The sequence below is a fragment of the Winogradskyella ludwigii genome, assembly GCF_013403985.1.
GTDB classification, from domain to species: domain Bacteria; phylum Bacteroidota; class Bacteroidia; order Flavobacteriales; family Flavobacteriaceae; genus Winogradskyella; species Winogradskyella ludwigii.
The window spans coordinates 297,654-314,123 of record NZ_JABFDF010000002.1 but is presented as its reverse complement, the minus strand read 5'-3'; the positions used below and the strand labels follow the sequence as shown (position 1 = coordinate 314,123).

Below are 16,470 nucleotides of genomic sequence, written 5' to 3'. Positions count from 1 at the left end.
GAAATGAAACCAAAAACGCTTTTAATCACAGGTATTCATAGATCAGGTTCAACTTGGATGGGGAAAATAATGGGGATGTCTAAAGAATTGCAATATATACACGAGCCTTTTAATATTGCAAAAAACAGTAATATGCCTTTACAATATTGGTATCAATATTTTACTTTGGACTCTGATGTAAGTGTCAGAAAGAAATTAAAGAAATATCTTAATAAGTTTCATCAGATAGATTTCATCAGGCTTTTTAAAGCATTAAAAAAAACCAAATATTTAGGGCAAGTAAAAGATGCATTTTTATATGAGTTAAAGTGCTTTCATACTATTCCGCTATATAAAGATCCTATAGCATTGTTATCGTCAGAATGGTTTTATGAAGAATTAGATGCACATGTAATTGTGTCTATACGACATCCTGCTGCTTTTGTAGCAAGTGTTAAAGTGAAAAATTGGATATTTGATTTTAATAATTTATTAAAACAAGATCAATTAATGCAAGATTATCTTCTTGATTACAAGTTAGAAATGGAACTAGCTAATGAAAAAAAAGACCTGCTTGAATCGAGTATTCTAATATGGAATATTCTTTATAGTGTTGTTTTTAAGCTTCAAGAAAAATATAAAGATAATCCCAATTGGATTTTTATTAGACATGAAGATTTATCGAGAAGTCCTGAAGAAAAGTATAATCAAATTTTTAAAAAATTAAATTTGAAATTTACAACGCCAATAAAAAATGCTATTATCAATTCATCTAAACCTCAAGAGAGCTCTTACCTTTCAAGAGATTCTAAAGAAAACATTTTTACGTGGAAAGAGAGATTAGAACCAGAAGAAATAGAAATTATAAAAAGTGGTACTAAAGAGGTTTGGAAACATTTTTATATAAAAGAAGATTGGTAATTTATGAGTTTTTTTAAGCAAAAATTTACTATAGGTTTAATATGTAGATGTAAAGACGAGTTTTTTATAGAAGAATTTGCTATGTATTATTTAAATGAAGGAGTGGACAATATTTTTATAATAGACGATAACTCTAGTGATAAATCTATTTATACTAACCTATTAAATAAACTTAATGTAAAAGTGGTTTTTGAAAAAAATATTATTCAGAATAACTTTGCAAATACTTTATATCAAGAGATTAAAAATGATTTTGATTGGATGATTTATGTGGATGTAGATGAGTTTATTTCGACAAAAAAACATGGAAACAAAACTATTCGAGAATCACTAGAAACAACCTTTAAAAACGTTCATTGTATTAAAGTACCTTGGGTAATGATGAGTAGTAATGGATTAGAAAAATCACCTAAGAGCATATTAAAAGGGAATACATATCGTTGGAATCATGATTTAAAGCATGAAAATGAAATGAGTGAGCACCAAAAATTTCGTTGTCGTTATGATGAAATTGAAGTTAAGTGCATTTTTAAAACGAAATATTTTGATGCTGTTTGGGATCACCATCCCAAATCGCCAACTCGTAAAATAAACCTAAAAATAGTTGATGGTATAAAAAAAGAAAAAAGTAGATTGACTCCTTTTCACTATAGTTTAAGAGAAAAAGATATTCAACAGGCTTACTTGTTATGCTATCACTATCGAATTATATCAGTAGAGAATTGTAAAAATAAATTAAAAAGTAACAAATGGTATATTGATAATGGTTATAATTTAGATGATTTATTATCAACTGACTATCCGGAAGTTTTAGATGAGACTTTAGCAGACAAGTTACTTTTTAATAATTAGTTTTTTATTATTATATATTTGTTTTACCAAATTAACTATGATTATAAAAACCCCAATACTACCCAACAAACAAGAGTTTGCAAAAATAGATGCTCCTCACGAATTATATAAAGAAGCCATTTGTGTTTTTGCTGCTACGGGGTTCTTTTTAGATGGTGATACATATTGGAAAGATACCGTTTGCTTATTGCCAGCTCATGATCATTATTTCAATGATGATAACTTATTAGTAGAAAGTAAACCTAATTTTGAATGGCATTACACACCTAGAAATATTTCATTTGAGCAAGCTTTAAGCGAGTACATAGAGTTATTAACCGCAATAACCAAAGAACAAATAGGAGATCATCCTGTTATTTTGCCTTTATCTGGAGGATTAGACAGTAGAAGTCAGGCTTTAATTTTAAAAGACCTTGATAATCCTGTACATGCTTATAGTTATTCGTTTCCGGGCGGTTACCCAGAGCATAAAATAAGCAAGCAGATTGCTAACGTTTGTAATTTTACATTTGATGCATTCAAAATACCTAAAAGTTATTTATGGAATTGTATTGACGATTTAGCTCAATTAAATGGCTGTTATTCTGAATTTACACATTCTAGGCAGATGGGAGTTTTGGAAGCACTTAAGGAAATGAAAGGTGTTTTTTCATTAGGGCATTGGGGAGATGTGCTTTTTGATTGTGGTGCGCCTGAGGGCATTAAAGAGGAAGACGTCACCAAGTTGCTGCTAAAAAAAATGCTAAAACCTGGAGGTTTGGAGTTCGCAGAAGCACTTTGGAAATCATGGAGTCTAAAAGGAGAATTTAAGCCTTATTTAGTATCTAGAATAGAAAAATCTTTAGCCAAAATAAAAATAGAAAATATTAGCGCTAAAGTTAGAGCTTTTAAAACCTCACAATGGGCACATCGGTGGACAACAACGAATTTATGTGTTTTTGAATCTGTACATCCCATATCTATGCCTTATTATGATAATAGAATGTGTGAGTTTATTTGTACCATACCAGAAGCCTATTTAGCCGATAGACGTTTACAGATTGCTCATATTAAACAAAATGAAAAATTAGCTAATTTAACATGGCATGCGCATAAGCCATTTAATATAAATAATTTCCATTACAACAAAAGTCCCTACAATATACCATATAGGATAGTTAATAAATTGAAACGAGAATTTAATAGTGCTATTGGTAATCCGTATATTCAACGCAACTTTGAATTACAATTTTTAGGAGCTGAAAATGATAATCACTTAAAAAAGTATCTTAATGATTCTTCTTTCCAAGAATTTATTCCAAAAGAAATTGTAGATGACTTTTATAATAAGTTTAAAATGGTTGATACTGTATACTATTCTACGCCTGTAAGTATGTTGTTAACGTTTGCGTTATGGCATAAACAAAATAATATACACTAATGAAGTTATCTGTTATCATCCCTATTTATAATGGTGCACCATTTTTAAATCAGCTAATTAAAACAATCAATGCCTTTACCTTTAGTGATTTTGAATGTGTTTTTATTGATAACAATTCTAAAGATGATTCGTTAAGCATTTTGAGATTGCTGTTGGAAAACGTTACTTTTAATTATACGATTTTAACCGAGGAAAGACAAGGTGCAGGCCATGCTAGAAATACAGGGATTAAGATTGCAAAAGGGGAGTTTTTAGCTTTTTTGGATTGCGATGATATTATTTTACCGGAGAAATTTGAGTATGATTTTGGTGTATTAGAGACCCACGATGTAGATTTTGTATTTTGTCGTTCCAAACGTTTTTATAAGAATCGCGTGATTAAACACCCAATAAAAGATATAAGAGAAGGCATTAATGATATGCCAACTTTGGGACATATTTGGTTGCGAAATTTTTTTTGTCTTCAAGGTCCAGGCTCGTTGGTTGTTAGGAAGCGTGTAGTAGAGCAATTAGGTGGTTTTCATACGTCGTATACGGGCGAAGATGCCTTTTTGTTTATTAGAATGGGACTTGTTTGTAAAGGCTATTTCTATGATAAAACCTATTTTCATTATTTTAGACATAGCTTATCTACTATTTCAAAATCCAATAAAGAAGAGCACGGTGTATTGAAAAGATATTTTGAATTAAGACAAAACTTGTTTGTAGATGATGTCGTTAAAAGGAATGATTTAGCAATGCGCATTTTAAGCCAGCAATTACAAATGGATTTGTTGAAGTTACAACACTATGGAATTGACATAGGAAAGCTTTTAAAAAGTGAAAAATTAAATAATTTGAAGCTTATGTTTTTACTGTTTAATCCCATAAGTCTTTTTATTAATAAGCGTGTTCCGCATATAAGATTTAATCCTTTTTTTCAAGTTTATATAAAATTCATTAAAAAGCCTCTGTCTTAACTTTTGTCTTTATTTTAAATTTATGAATAAGAAAATACGCGTTCTAATTACGACTTCTAATTTTAATACCGCAGGAAGTGGTAAAGTTATATATGATTTAGTAAAAGGTTTAGACCCTGATAAGTTTGAAGCTGAAATAGCGTGCAATAGTAATAAAGGAGCTTTTTTTAAAGTTATAGAATCTCTAGGTGTTCCAATTCATATTTTTGAAACCAAATCTCCATATAGACCTTTTTACAATTTATTATTTAGAGTTTGGAAGGTTTCAAAATTTTATAAGCGGAATCAATATGATATTGTACATTCTTGGCAATGGAGTAGTGATTGGACAGAAGCTTTGGCGGCAAGACTAGTTGGTGTGAAGTGGATTTATACTAAAAAAGCCATGGGTTTTGATAACAAAAATTGGCATATGAAAAGTTATTTAGCTCACTTTATTATTACTATTAATAATGAGATGCGTGCCTATTTTCCTAAAAAAAAGCAACAAGCTCTAATTCCGTTAGGTATTGATACGGATTATTATAACCCTAAGGTGGTAACAGAACCTTTAGAACTTACCACAACATCATTTCATATTATTACTGTGGCTAACTTAGTGCCTGTTAAAGGGGTTCAAATTTTAATCGAAGCTATTAATCAACTTCAAGATTCCTCAGTACGACTTAGTATTTTAGGAGACTTCAATAATGCTTATGGTGATACATTGGTAGCATTAAAAGATCGTTTGGGTCTGCAAGATCAAGTTGAATTTTTGGGAAAATCATTAGATGTTAGGCCTTATTTTAAAACTGCTGATTTATATGTTATTCCGACTTTAAATGAAGGACGGAAGGAAGGAATGCCTATGGCATTAGTTGAAGCGATGAGTATGGGAATTCCTGTTTTAGGATCTGATATAACTGGAATTAATTTTGTATTAAAAGATTTTAAAAGCCTTTTGTTTGAAGCTGGAAGTGTTGATGATTTAGCTTTAAAAATAATAGAAATTAAAGAAATGGAATCCTTAAATCGGTCAAAAATTGGTCAGTGTTTACGTAGTTATTGTCAAGAGCATTTTAGTATGAATAAGTTTATTTCGGAGCATGAAGTATTATATAGGTCTATAGCTGATAATCAATGAATTTTATTGCCTTATGAAGAAATTGTAGAAGTATGATATTAAAAATAATCTAATTTTTTAGCTTATTTATTTTAGGAATCTTTAATTATGCTTTAGTAACGTTCACAATACATTAATAACTGAATCATTTATTAAATAAATAGATTTATTTTCTTAAAGATTTTTATCTTTAAATTTTTAAAAATAGGAGAGATTGAAAGACAAATTAAAAATAGCAATTTACTCCGGAGATATACCCAGCACTACTTTTATAGAGCGACTTATTTTGGGGTTGTCTCGCAAAGATTGTGAGATTTATCTCTTTGGTTTTACTAAGAAAAAAGTATCTTATTCTAAATCTGTTTCTGTTTTTGCATATAACAACACAAAAATTAGTAAAACTTTATTTTTAATAAAATATAGTATGTTGTTGTTCCTTTTTAAAGGGAAAGACAAACGAAAACTAGATGCTATTTTAAAAAAACAATCTAAAAACCTCTTATTAGATAAGGTAAAATGTTATCCTATATTATGGCATAAACCAGACATCTTTCATGTGCAATGGGCAAAAGGACTAGCGGACTGGGTTTGGGTTAAAGCATTTGGTATTAAATTAGTACTAAGCTTGCGAGGCGCTCATATTAATTACTCACCTATTGCAGATGCTACTTTAGCTGCAATGTATAAAGAAAATTTCCCAAGGGTAGATGCTTTTCATGCTGTGTCTATAGCGATTGGTTTAGAAGCAGAAAAATATAATGCATCAAGAGAAAAAATTCAGGTAGTTTATAGTGGTTTGCGACCAGACCAAATGAGTGTGAAATTACCTAAGGAGAATCCTGTTTTCCAAATTATTTCTATAGGTAGACCTCATTGGAAAAAAGGTTATACATATGCTATAGATGCTTTAAAAACACTTAAAAGTCAGGGTTTTAAATTTCATTATACAATTATTGGTGGTGCAAACCACATTGAGTTTTCTTATCAAGTACATGATTTGAAGTTAGAAAATGAAGTCACTTTATTAGATACATTGCCTTATGCCAAAGTCCAAGAATTAATGGTTGATGCAGATTTACTTTTATTACCAAGTATAGAAGAAGGTATTGCCAATGTTGTATTAGAGGCCATGCAGAATAGAACATTAGTACTAACTACAGATTGTGGCGGCATGCAAGAGGTTATTCAAGACGGATACAATGGTTTTATTGTTCCTATTCGTGAATCTGATGCTATTGCAAAAAAAATTATAGACATCATGAAAATTGAAGAAAAGGCAAAGACTAGTCTATTAAATAACGCATTAGATACTATTACATCTCAGCATAGTGAAGAGGAAATGGTAAGTCAAATGTTGGCTTTATATCAAACTCTATAATATGGCCAAAACAAGATCACATATTCAAACGATTGGCATTGTTTTGTCTTCTATACCCGGCTATTCGGAAACTTTTTTTAGGAATAAAATAAAAGGTTTACAGGATCATGGTTTTCGGGTTATTTTATTTGTGGACTATTTAAATACGGATGATGCATCTTTTTCGTGTAAAGTAGTAAGTGCACCTCATTTTGGTGCAAGTATTATATCTGCTATTTGGTTTAGCTTTTTAGCCGTATTAAAATCGTTTTTTGTACATCCCAAAAGGACCTATCATTTATATCAATTAAATAAAAAGGATGGATTGCCTTTTAAAGAAAATATTAGAAGTCTTATTCTCAATCATTTTTTTCTAGGTCACAATGTAGATTGGTTGCATTTTGGTTTTGGTATGCTCGCCGTTAATCGAGAAAATGTAGCAGCAGCTATGGGATCGAAAATGGCTGTTAGTTTTAGAGGTTTTGATCTGTATTTATCTCCTTTGAAGCATCCAAATTGTTATGGTTTTTTGTTTAAAAAAACTATTGATTATCATGTCCTGTCTCAAGAAATGAAACACGATTTAATAGGTTACAATATTGCTTCAAAACACATCCATGTTATTACACCTGCCATTGATACAGAATTCTTTACTTCTCATAAGAAAAGGGCTTTTACTGATACGTTAGAATTAGTTACGGTCGCTAGATTACATTGGAAAAAAGGATTAGAATATACATTTGAAGCTTTAGCTTGTTTAAAGAAACAAGGGGTTAATTTTCATTATACTATTATTGGGGACGGTATTGAGCGAGAGCGCTTAGTATTTGCAGCATACCAACTAGATATTCTAGATGATATAACTTTTGCAGGGAAATTACCTCACGATCAAGTACAAAAAACATTAGAAAAAGCGTCTATTTATTTACAATACAGTATACAAGAAGGGTTTTGTAACGCCGTACTAGAAGCCCAATCTATGGGCTTGTTATGTGTCGTGTCTGATGCTGAAGGGTTGGCAGAGAATGTTTTAGATGGTAAGACTGGTTGGGTAGTTCCTAAACGACAGCCAAAAGTTTTGGCTCAAAAAATAAATGATGTACAACATTTAAGTATTGATGAAAAAGAGAAGATTATTACAACAGCAAAATATCGGGTAAAAAGCATATTTAATCTAGAGCAACAAAATCAAGCGTTTATAAATTTCTATGAAAATAAGAGAAAATGACCCCTTTTATAAAAACCCAATGCTTTTTTCATTCTTTATCTTTATTATTGTAGCTGAAAGATATAGCACAACATACTCTATAAGGTAATTATGACAAATTATGAATTTTTGCGTTGGATAACATTTCCTGTGATGACAACGCATTTGGTGACCGTTAGAAAGGATATTAAACAACTATTAAAACAGCATAAAAAAGGAAATACAATACCTTCCGTTTTAGATGTAGGTGGTCGTAAATCTCCTTATACCATCAATTTACCAATGGCTGTTACTTTGCTAGATGTTCCTCAGGAAGAAGGTACAAGAGAAGCTTTAAATTTAGGATTTACATCAGAAATCCTAAAAACAATTCAAAAAAAACGAAGTAATATAAAAGACGTTGTAATTGAAGATATGACGAAATCTACGTTGCCTGATGCATCTTACGATGCAGTGGTTTGTATAGAAGTTATAGAGCATGTGGAGGCAGATGATGTTTTTATAAAAAATATAGCCAAAGTTGTAGACAAAGGTGGTTGGGCTTATTTTACAACACCAAATGGGGATTTTATAAAAAACGAAGGTCCTGGTAAAAATCCAGATCATGTAAGGCATTATAAAAGGTTAGAGTTACAAACCTTATTAGAAAAATATTTTGATAATGTTGATGTTCACTATGCTGTAAAGACAGGAAAACACAGAGTAAACGGTTTAAAGAGTTATAAAAGTGGTAATCCTTTTAGTGTATTAAAGTCTATAAGTTCTAATATTATTAATCGTGTTCAATCTAAAGGTTTAGAAGAGACATCGCAAGAAACTGCACATTTAGTGGCTATTGGTTATAAATAGATTTTGTATGATAATTTATTATCCATTTAATCATTATAACCCGTCTTATCGATCTGAGTTATTTCCGTTGTTGAAGGCATTTATAAAGGGAGATAGGTTTACCGATGAAGAACGTAAAACTTTATATGGTGTTAGTGATGTTGATTATCTAATTACTGATTTAATGTCAAATGCAGATATTGTGATTTTGCCTATGTCATGGTATTATTACACAAAAACAGATCAATTAGATTTAGCTAATAAAGTTATCATTGAAGCAGGAAAACAGGGTAAAATAGTTTGGTCTATTAATACTGGTGATTTTGGTGTAAAGACTCCTTTTTTTAATAATTTAATTGTTTTTAGGCAAGGTGGTTATGTTTCTAATTACCAAAAGGGTCATTGCGGATACCCTCCATTTGTAGATGATTATTTAATGAAGAATAATTTAAATACAAATTATTTAAATATGACTTATGGTTCGAAACCAGTAGTGGGTTTTTGTGGGCAAGCAAATTCATCAGTTCTAAATACAGTTGAAGAAATCCTAAAGCAGTATTTAAGAAATCTTAGGACTAAGATAGGTTTTAGTTATTTTGAAAAGCAAAAAGTGTTATCCACAAGCTATTTACGTGCTAGTTTATTAAATAAATTAGAGAATAATAAATTGATTGATTGTAATTTCATAAAACGTAAAGCCTATAGAGCAGGTTTAAAAAAAGGGGAGTCTAGAACAAAGACCACTAATACATTTTATAAAAACATGTTAGAATCTCAATATGTTTTATGCGTGCGGGGAGCAGGGAATTTTTCAGTGCGGTTTTATGAAACATTAATGATGGGGAGAATTCCTATCTATGTTGATACAGATGGTTACTTGCCGTTAGAAAAAAAGATAGATTGGAAGAAACATGTTGTTTGGGTTGATTATAATGATAGACATCGCATTGATGAGATTCTATTAGAGTTTCATCAAAATTTAAATGAAGAAGATTTAATGTTATTATTTAAAAAAAACCGTAAAATCTGGAAAGAAAAATTAACGTTGTCTGGCTTTTTTCAATCTGCTGAAACTTTTAAATGTCTGTAATTAAACAAAGCGATTATTCTTTATTTGATTGAAAATATATTGTTAGGTAAAATAATAAATGATGGTATATTTTATTTCATATAATTTAATGAACAATTCAACTGCTGATTACTTTATTGCTTTAAGTAATAAATTGTCTGAGGAAAATAAGGTTGTTGTTATAACGAGCAAGATTCGTAAAACAAATATTAAGTTAAATGAGAATATAACTATTTTAAAATGGCCAACTAAACGACTAACAACTTGGAAAGGCTTTAGATTTCTTTACAAAACAATACGTCAGTATAAACCAGATACGATGATATCAATGTTTAGTTTTGTGAATTTGTTTTTAATAGTGGGGTGGTTATTACGAGTTAACATTCGAGTGGCATGGATAAGAACTTTAAGCTCTCAATATGCACAGAAAAGATATAAAGTATGTAGAAAGTCACTAGTTTATGGATTATCTACAGATATCATAACAAACTCAAATGCTACAAAAAATGATGTTATAACTTTTTTTAGAATACCTGAAAGTAAAATAACAGTGCTTCCCAATTCTGTAAAAGACTATAGCCATTCATTACAGAAAATAATAACAAGTACAGAAAGCCTGCTTTATGTTGGGAGACTTCACCCAAGTAAAGGAGTCGATATTTTATTACATTCGTTTTCTAAACTTTTAGAGCGTTTTCCAAATCTTAACTTAGTTATTATTGGTCAAGGTAATATTTTAAATGATCTCGTTAAGCTTACGGAATCATTAGATATTTCTAAGAATGTATTTTTTTTAGGAGAGAAAGACAAAGAATCGGTTTTAAAAGCTTATAAAATGTCTTATTGTACAGTAATCCCTAGTTATTCTGAAGCTTTTGGTTTTACAGTAATAGAAGCAATGAGTACTAGTACTTGTGTTATAGGAGCAAATAATACTGGTATCAAAGAGATTATTAAGCATGAAGAAACGGGATTATTATTTGAAACCGGGAACTCGGTTGATTTAGCCTTACAGCTAGGTCGTATTTTTGAGGATGAAAAGTTTAGGAATAAATTAGCAAGTAATGGCTATCAGCGGTTTTTAAATTATTTTGAAAACACTTATGCTATTAATCGAGATATTAAATTTTTTAAAGAAAAATCATTGTATGATAAAAAAGTATAGGTTCGCAAAAATCATATGTAGATTCTTGCCGCCAATTCTTTCTCAATCGGTTCGAAATAGAATAATTTCAATTGAGGAAGGTGAACAATTGAGTTTGAATTTTAAGATTAAAAGTTTTACGGGGAGTTATTTTAGCGGAAATACAGTAGATTTTCATGCTTTTAAATTTAGTATTCATGGTTATTTTGATTGGCGTAATGTGTTAATTGCAAATGAAGTATTAACTTATAAGAAAGGGGGGGAGTTGAGGTAGGGGCTAATATAGGAACAGAAACAATATCTTTTTGTGATGTGGCAAAAAAACATGAAGCTAAAGTTTTTGCGTTTGAACCTTTACAGTCAAATTTGGATTCTATCATTCTTAATAAAACTGGTAATAATTTACTTAATTTAGAACTTTTTAATTGTTTGGTATCTAATGAAACAGGAAGAAAATATTTTAATGTGCCTAAAGGTAATAATTCAGGTTCAGGTTTTATCACCCATGCTAGCGATGAAAATAATATTCAGGAATTTGATGCCGTTACTTTAGATAAAAGCCTAAAAGATCAGAAAATTTCAATGATTTGTATAGATGTAGAAGGATATGAATATCAAGTTTTACAAGGAAGTGAAGAAATTATAAAAAGAAATAAGCCAATATTAATTCTAGAAGTGAACAAACGATATTTAGAAAAAAGAGGCCAAATAGAATTCAATCCGTTCTGTAATTATATTACAGCTTTGGGTTATGAATGTTATTCAATTGATAGATTAGGAATATCTAAAGTTGATTTTAATAATCATAAAGCTCAATCAAATAAAAATTGGGTTTGTATAGAAAAAAATGAAACTTCGCTTCCTTTAATTTTAAATAGACGTTTAAAACTATATGCTTTGAATCCTTTTATGAGAATAAATTAATAATCAATCAGTCATTGAAAATCTTAATCCTATACACGCATAATAAGGGCTTACTCTCTTACTTTTTTCAAGAATTATCTAAAAAACTTAAAGAAGAAGGTTATGAGGTTATTAACTTCTGTTTAAAACAAAAAAATAAATCTTTTTTTCAAAACGGAGTCTCGGTTCGTATTGAGAAAAATGAAGGGTATTTTAGTAATTATTATAAAATATATAAACTAATAAAGAAAGAAAAGCCCAACATTGTTATTTCCAATTTTAGCTATATTAATCCTGCAGTTTTAGCTGGCAGACTTTTAGGGATTAAGCATAACATCGCTTGGTTTCATTCTGCTTATGGACACACTAAACCTAGTGTTATTAAAGTTTTAAACAAAACCTTGTATTTAAATATGGCACATTTAGTCTTGGCTAATTCCAAACAATTACAAGAAGAAATGCATACGGTTTACAAAGTGCCAATAGAGCGAACAAATGCTGTACCTTTTTGGACTAATATTAACGATTATAAACCTTGTTCTAAAACCTTAAAACTTTTAGAAAACGAAAAAGTCTTTAAAATAGGTTGTCCAGGACGTTTGGTATCTGATAAAAACCATCAAATCGTTATAGAAGCTGTATGTCAGCTAAAGTCGGAAAGTAAAAAGCCAGTACAATTATATTTAGCAGGAGACGGTGCATATAAGGAATCCTTAAGTTTATTGATAGATCAATTAGATCTTAACGATAGTGTTACATTTTTAGGGAATTTGTCCGTAACGGAAATGATTGCTTTCTACAAAAGTATGGATGTGGTTGTGCTGCCTAGTTATAATGAAGCTTTTGGTTTGGTTTTTATAGAAGCTATAGCTTTGGGAGTGCCAGTCATTGTATCTTCGAAGTTTGGAGCTTTAGACTTTGTAGATAAAGAACAATTTTCATTAAAAAACTTTACATTTGATCCTAATTCTGTAACTGATTTAAAACACAGTTTACATAATTATATAGAGAAAAGAGGAATGACTAGTGATTATTTTAATGATTTATATACTAGCACTTTCAATAAAGACCTTATTTTTAAAAAAATTCTAAAAACGATAAAAAAAGTTTAATGCTATTCACTTTTTTAAAATACATACAGCCTACACATTATTTTCAGTGCTTTACTAAAACTAAGGGGTCTGTTTTTCCTGAAGTTAAGGATCTACCAGAATTTGTCTTGTCAAAATTAAGCAGAGATACCAAATATTCATCTGAACGTGCTGCAGACTATGATTTGTCTTGGCAAGCCATGCAAAATGGCTACGTTGGAGATGCACCTACATATGCTCGTTTTGAAACCATTAGTGTTGAGGATAATTATCATTTTATCCGAAAGTATTTTAATTCAGCTTGGGTTTTTTATGTGTTATTATTAAGAGTTTTTTCATTTCATAACCCATTTAAGGAAATACGCGCTTGGTTAAAAACGAGATCTGTTAATAGAGTTTCTGTTGGTACTAACCCTATTTTTTACAAAGATTGGGATACTTTTAATTCGTCATTACTAAAAGAAAGTCCTAAAGTTAGTGTTGTTATTCCTACATTGAATAGATACACCTATTTACACGATGTTTTAAAGGATTTAGAAACACAAGATTATTCTAATTTTGAAGTTATAGTTGTAGATCAATCCGAACCTTTTAATTCAGAATTTTATAAGAATTATAATTTAGATATTAATCTTATAAGACAAGAAGAGAAAGCACTTTGGTTAGCACGTAATACAGCTGTTAAACACGCAACAGGCGATTTAATTGCTCTTTCTGAAGACGACGTTCGTATTGCTTCTAATTGGATTAGTTCTCATTTAAAGTGTTTAGATTTTTTTGATTCAGAAGTTTCGGCGGGTGTTTTTTATCCAGAAGGGCAACAAATACCTAAAGATAGATCTTATTTTGCGCTAGCATCTCAGTTTGCAACAGGTAACGCCATGCTTTATAAAACTGTTTTTACTAGCGTAGGCTTATTTGATAGACAATTTGAAAAACAACGTATGGGAGATGGTGAGTTTGGTATTCGCGTTTATCTTGATGGTATAAAAAGTGTATCTAACCCAATAGCATCTTGCATTGATGTAAAAGCAGGGACAGGAGGTTTACGCGAAATGGGAAGTTGGGATGCTTTTAGACCCTCTAGTTTTTTTGCTCCAAGACCCATACCTAGTGTTATTTATTATTTTAGACGTTATTATGGGAAAAAAGCGGCAAAATTAGCTTTGTTTCGTATGGTGCCATTATCCATATTTCCCTATCAATTTAAAAAAAATAAACCTTTATTGATATTGGGAGCTTTTCTAACACTGCTTATTCTTCCTATAGTATTTTATCAGGTATTTAAATCTTGGAGTTTAGCGAGTCAGAAAATAAATAAAGGGCCTTTAATAGAAACTTTATAATGCATTTACAGAACAAGCAGTTATTAATTGTTACTTCAGAATTCCCACCCCAACCAGGAGGAATAGGTAATCATGCTTATCAATTAGCCTTGGAATTATCTAAAAACAATTATTCAATTACCGTTATTGCAGATCAACGATCAATAATAGGTGAAGAAGAAATTGTTTTTGACAAAGCATTACCTTTTAAAGTTATACGAATAAAGCGCCACAAGCAACGGTTTAAAATGTATTTAAATAGAATTGCTGTGACCTATAAAAATTTTTCAAAGACATCGCATGTCATTGCAACTGGTAAATTCTCGCTATGGAATGTGGCTTTTATAAGCAGATTTAAAAAAGCAAAAACAATAGCTGTTGTTCACGGAACAGAAGTTAACTTTAAGTCTTTTATTTTGAAAAAATCGATAGATTATTCTTTAAATAAAATGGATAATATAGTTGCTGTTTCTAATTATACAAAAAGTTTAATATCATATTTAAATAAAGACGTTGAGGTGATTCCAAACGGTATACGTGTAAACGAATGGAATTCTGATAAGAAGACTTCAGCAGTCTTAAAAGGTAATCCTGTAATAACAACAGTTGGTCGTGTAAGTTCAAGAAAAGGGCAACTCAATGTTATAAAACATTTACCAGAATTACTAAAATATTATCCTGACCTACATTACCATTGTGTAGGTATTCCAACTGAGGCAGATTATTTTACTCAAGTAGCAATAGATTTAGGTGTAAATTCACATATAACATTTCATGGAGCTTTAGACGATGAACAATTAAAACAGACATTAAGTAGTACTACTATTTTTGTAATGTTGAGTAGTGAAAGTAAAACCGGAGATGTTGAAGGTTTTGGTATTGCAATTCTTGAGGCTAATGCATTAGGTGTACCAGCTATTGGATCTAAAAATTGTGGTATTGAAGATGCAATTAAACCTAATGTTTCGGGTATTTTGGTAGATTCCGGTGATACTCGTCAATTTATAAACGCAATTGATAGCATACTAAAATCAAAAGAAACCTTTTATGAAGCATCAAAAAATTGGGCTTTAGATCATAATTGGACAACTATTATTAAACAATATATAGCTTTGTTAACATGAGTACATTAACTATTATATCTCATACGGAGCATTACAAAAAAACAGATGGTACTATTGTCGGATTAGGATCTACTGTTACTGAGGTCAATAATTTGGTAGAGGTTTTCGATTCAATTATTCATGTGGCTATGTTGCATGATATTCCTGCGCCATCAAGTGCATTAGCTTACACGTCTAACACTATAACTTTTGTTGCTTTGCCAGCTGTTGGCGGAACAAAGACAGTAGATAAACTTGCTATAATATGGAAAACGCCTCAAATATTGAGAACGATTCAAAAAGCTTTAAATAAATCAGATTATTTTCAGTTTAGGGCACCAACAGGAATTGGAGTTTTTGTTGTTCCTTATTTAGTTTTTTTAAGTTCAAAAAAAGGATGGTTTAAATATGCTGGAAATTGGAAACAGGAGAATGCACCGATGGCCTATAGCTTTCAACGTTATTTGCTAAAACAACAGAATAGAAATGTTACTATAAATGGGAGGTGGGAAAATCAGAAAAAACACTGTCTTACATTTGAAAACCCATGTTTAACAGAGCAAGAGATAATACATGGACAATTTATTACTCAAAATAAAAAATTAAACAAAGAAGCGATTAATTTTTGTTTCGTTGGGAGATTAGAAGCGGCTAAAGGATTAGGTTTACTTATAAATGCATTTAAATCACTTTCACCTAAAGAACAAGCGTGTATAGGAGATATTCATCTAGTAGGAGATGGAGAATTAGTTGATTACTATAAAGAGCAAACATTAGATAGTGCTTTGAACTTTATCTTTCATGGCTATTTATCTCGTAAAGATGTTCATCAAATTTATCAGATTTCTCATGCTATTATTTTACCATCTGCATCTGAAGGTTTTCCAAAAGTAATAGCTGAAGCTATGAATTATGGTTGTTTACCTATTGTTTCTGATGTGTCTTCGATTTCTAATTATGTTATTGATAATCAAAACGGATTTTTACTGCCTTCAATTACAAAAGAAGGTTTATTAACTAAAATTGAAAAACTATTAGGACTATCAGAATCAACATATTCTACTATGATAGATTCAGAAAAAACAACTATTTCAAAATTCACATATTCGTATTATAATCAGCGGATTAAAATAGATTTAATGTGAAATTTGAAATTAGCAGTTAATAGTGTAAGATGCTGTTTTTATTTTGGTTAAAAATTGATTTATTA

General features: G+C 30.3%; 14 protein-coding genes and 1 pseudogene. All 15 read left to right on the top strand.

What is annotated here, in order from left to right:
* Positions 1-3 precede the first annotated feature (3 nt).
* The 15 genes and pseudogenes from HM981_RS07415 to HM981_RS07345 all read left to right on the top strand — a co-directional run bounded on the left by HM981_RS07415 (position 4) and on the right by HM981_RS07345 (position 16,405).
* Positions 4-900, top strand: a complete 897-nt coding sequence (locus tag HM981_RS07415; protein WP_179338049.1) for a sulfotransferase domain-containing protein — start codon at positions 4-6, stop codon at positions 898-900.
* Positions 901-903: 3 nt separating this feature from the next.
* Positions 904-1,752 (top strand): glycosyltransferase family 2 protein, encoded by an 849-nt coding sequence (locus HM981_RS07410; protein ID WP_179338048.1) that lies wholly within the window; start codon positions 904-906, stop codon positions 1,750-1,752.
* A 37-nt stretch (positions 1,753-1,789) separates the two neighbouring features.
* Positions 1,790-3,172 (top strand): asparagine synthase-related protein, encoded by a 1,383-nt coding sequence (locus HM981_RS07405; protein ID WP_179338046.1) that lies wholly within the window; start codon positions 1,790-1,792, stop codon positions 3,170-3,172.
* Entirely contained in the window at positions 3,172-4,131 is a 960-nt protein-coding gene (locus HM981_RS07400) for a glycosyltransferase family 2 protein (RefSeq protein WP_179338044.1), read from the top strand. The genes HM981_RS07405 and HM981_RS07400 overlap by 1 nt, the downstream gene beginning before the upstream one ends.
* Before the next feature lie 22 nt (positions 4,132-4,153).
* Positions 4,154-5,254 carry a glycosyltransferase gene (locus HM981_RS07395; protein WP_179338042.1) on the top strand — a complete coding sequence of 367 codons (1,101 nt, stop codon included), beginning with the start codon at positions 4,154-4,156 and terminating at the stop codon, positions 5,252-5,254.
* A 193-nt stretch (positions 5,255-5,447) separates the two neighbouring features.
* A complete protein-coding gene (locus HM981_RS07390; protein ID WP_179338040.1) occupies positions 5,448-6,611 on the top strand; it encodes a glycosyltransferase family 4 protein in 1,164 nt (387 codons plus the stop codon).
* Between the two features lies 1 nt (position 6,612).
* On the top strand, positions 6,613-7,818 hold the full coding sequence (locus HM981_RS07385) for a glycosyltransferase family 4 protein (RefSeq protein WP_179338038.1): 1,206 nt from the start codon (positions 6,613-6,615) through the stop codon (positions 7,816-7,818).
* Between the two features lie 90 nt (positions 7,819-7,908).
* Complete coding sequence (locus HM981_RS07380; protein ID WP_179338036.1) at positions 7,909-8,646, top strand: class I SAM-dependent methyltransferase; 738 nt, start codon at positions 7,909-7,911, stop codon at positions 8,644-8,646.
* A 7-nt stretch (positions 8,647-8,653) separates the two neighbouring features.
* Positions 8,654-9,715: an exostosin domain-containing protein gene (locus tag HM981_RS07375; protein ID WP_179338034.1), complete on the top strand. Its 1,062-nt coding sequence runs from the start codon at positions 8,654-8,656 to the stop codon at positions 9,713-9,715.
* Between the two features lie 88 nt (positions 9,716-9,803).
* Entirely contained in the window at positions 9,804-10,859 is a 1,056-nt protein-coding gene (locus HM981_RS07370) for a glycosyltransferase family 4 protein (protein ID WP_179338032.1), read from the top strand.
* Positions 10,860-11,117: 258 nt separating this feature from the next.
* Positions 11,118-11,762, top strand: a pseudogene (locus tag HM981_RS07365) (FkbM family methyltransferase); the annotation flags it as partial.
* Between the two features lie 14 nt (positions 11,763-11,776).
* Entirely contained in the window at positions 11,777-12,853 is a 1,077-nt protein-coding gene (locus tag HM981_RS07360) for a glycosyltransferase family 4 protein (protein WP_179338030.1), read from the top strand.
* The gene (locus tag HM981_RS07355; RefSeq protein WP_179338028.1) at positions 12,853-14,178 is read left to right on the top strand and encodes a glycosyltransferase family 2 protein; all 1,326 of its coding nucleotides are present in this window, start codon (positions 12,853-12,855) and stop codon (positions 14,176-14,178) included. The genes HM981_RS07360 and HM981_RS07355 overlap by 1 nt, the downstream gene beginning before the upstream one ends.
* The gene (locus HM981_RS07350; protein ID WP_179338026.1) at positions 14,178-15,281 is read left to right on the top strand and encodes a glycosyltransferase family 4 protein; all 1,104 of its coding nucleotides are present in this window, start codon (positions 14,178-14,180) and stop codon (positions 15,279-15,281) included. Before HM981_RS07355 ends, HM981_RS07350 begins: the two co-directional genes overlap by 1 nt.
* Positions 15,278-16,405: a glycosyltransferase gene (locus HM981_RS07345; RefSeq protein WP_179338024.1), complete on the top strand. Its 1,128-nt coding sequence runs from the start codon at positions 15,278-15,280 to the stop codon at positions 16,403-16,405. The genes HM981_RS07350 and HM981_RS07345 overlap by 4 nt, the downstream gene beginning before the upstream one ends.
* The last annotated feature ends 65 nt before the right edge of the window (positions 16,406-16,470 follow it).

What these genes read in the sequence shown, in the direction of transcription:
- HM981_RS07370 (WP_179338032.1), top strand. Translation starts at nt 9,804, where the DNA reads ATGAACAATTCAACTGCTGATTACTTTATTGCTTTAAGTAATAAATTG.
- HM981_RS07410 (WP_179338048.1), top strand. Translation starts at nt 904, where the DNA reads ATGAGTTTTTTTAAGCAAAAATTTACTATAGGTTTAATATGTAGATGT.
- HM981_RS07385 (WP_179338038.1), top strand. Translation starts at nt 6,613, where the DNA reads ATGGCCAAAACAAGATCACATATTCAAACGATTGGCATTGTTTTGTCT.
- HM981_RS07395 (WP_179338042.1), top strand. Translation starts at nt 4,154, where the DNA reads ATGAATAAGAAAATACGCGTTCTAATTACGACTTCTAATTTTAATACC.
- HM981_RS07400 (WP_179338044.1), top strand. Translation starts at nt 3,172, where the DNA reads ATGAAGTTATCTGTTATCATCCCTATTTATAATGGTGCACCATTTTTA.
- HM981_RS07375 (WP_179338034.1), top strand. Translation starts at nt 8,654, where the DNA reads ATGATAATTTATTATCCATTTAATCATTATAACCCGTCTTATCGATCT.
- HM981_RS07355 (WP_179338028.1), top strand. Translation starts at nt 12,853, where the DNA reads ATGCTATTCACTTTTTTAAAATACATACAGCCTACACATTATTTTCAG.
- HM981_RS07345 (WP_179338024.1), top strand. Translation starts at nt 15,278, where the DNA reads ATGAGTACATTAACTATTATATCTCATACGGAGCATTACAAAAAAACA.
- HM981_RS07415 (WP_179338049.1), top strand. Translation starts at nt 4, where the DNA reads ATGAAACCAAAAACGCTTTTAATCACAGGTATTCATAGATCAGGTTCA.
- HM981_RS07405 (WP_179338046.1), top strand. Translation starts at nt 1,790, where the DNA reads ATGATTATAAAAACCCCAATACTACCCAACAAACAAGAGTTTGCAAAA.
- HM981_RS07380 (WP_179338036.1), top strand. Translation starts at nt 7,909, where the DNA reads ATGACAAATTATGAATTTTTGCGTTGGATAACATTTCCTGTGATGACA.
- HM981_RS07350 (WP_179338026.1), top strand. Translation starts at nt 14,178, where the DNA reads ATGCATTTACAGAACAAGCAGTTATTAATTGTTACTTCAGAATTCCCA.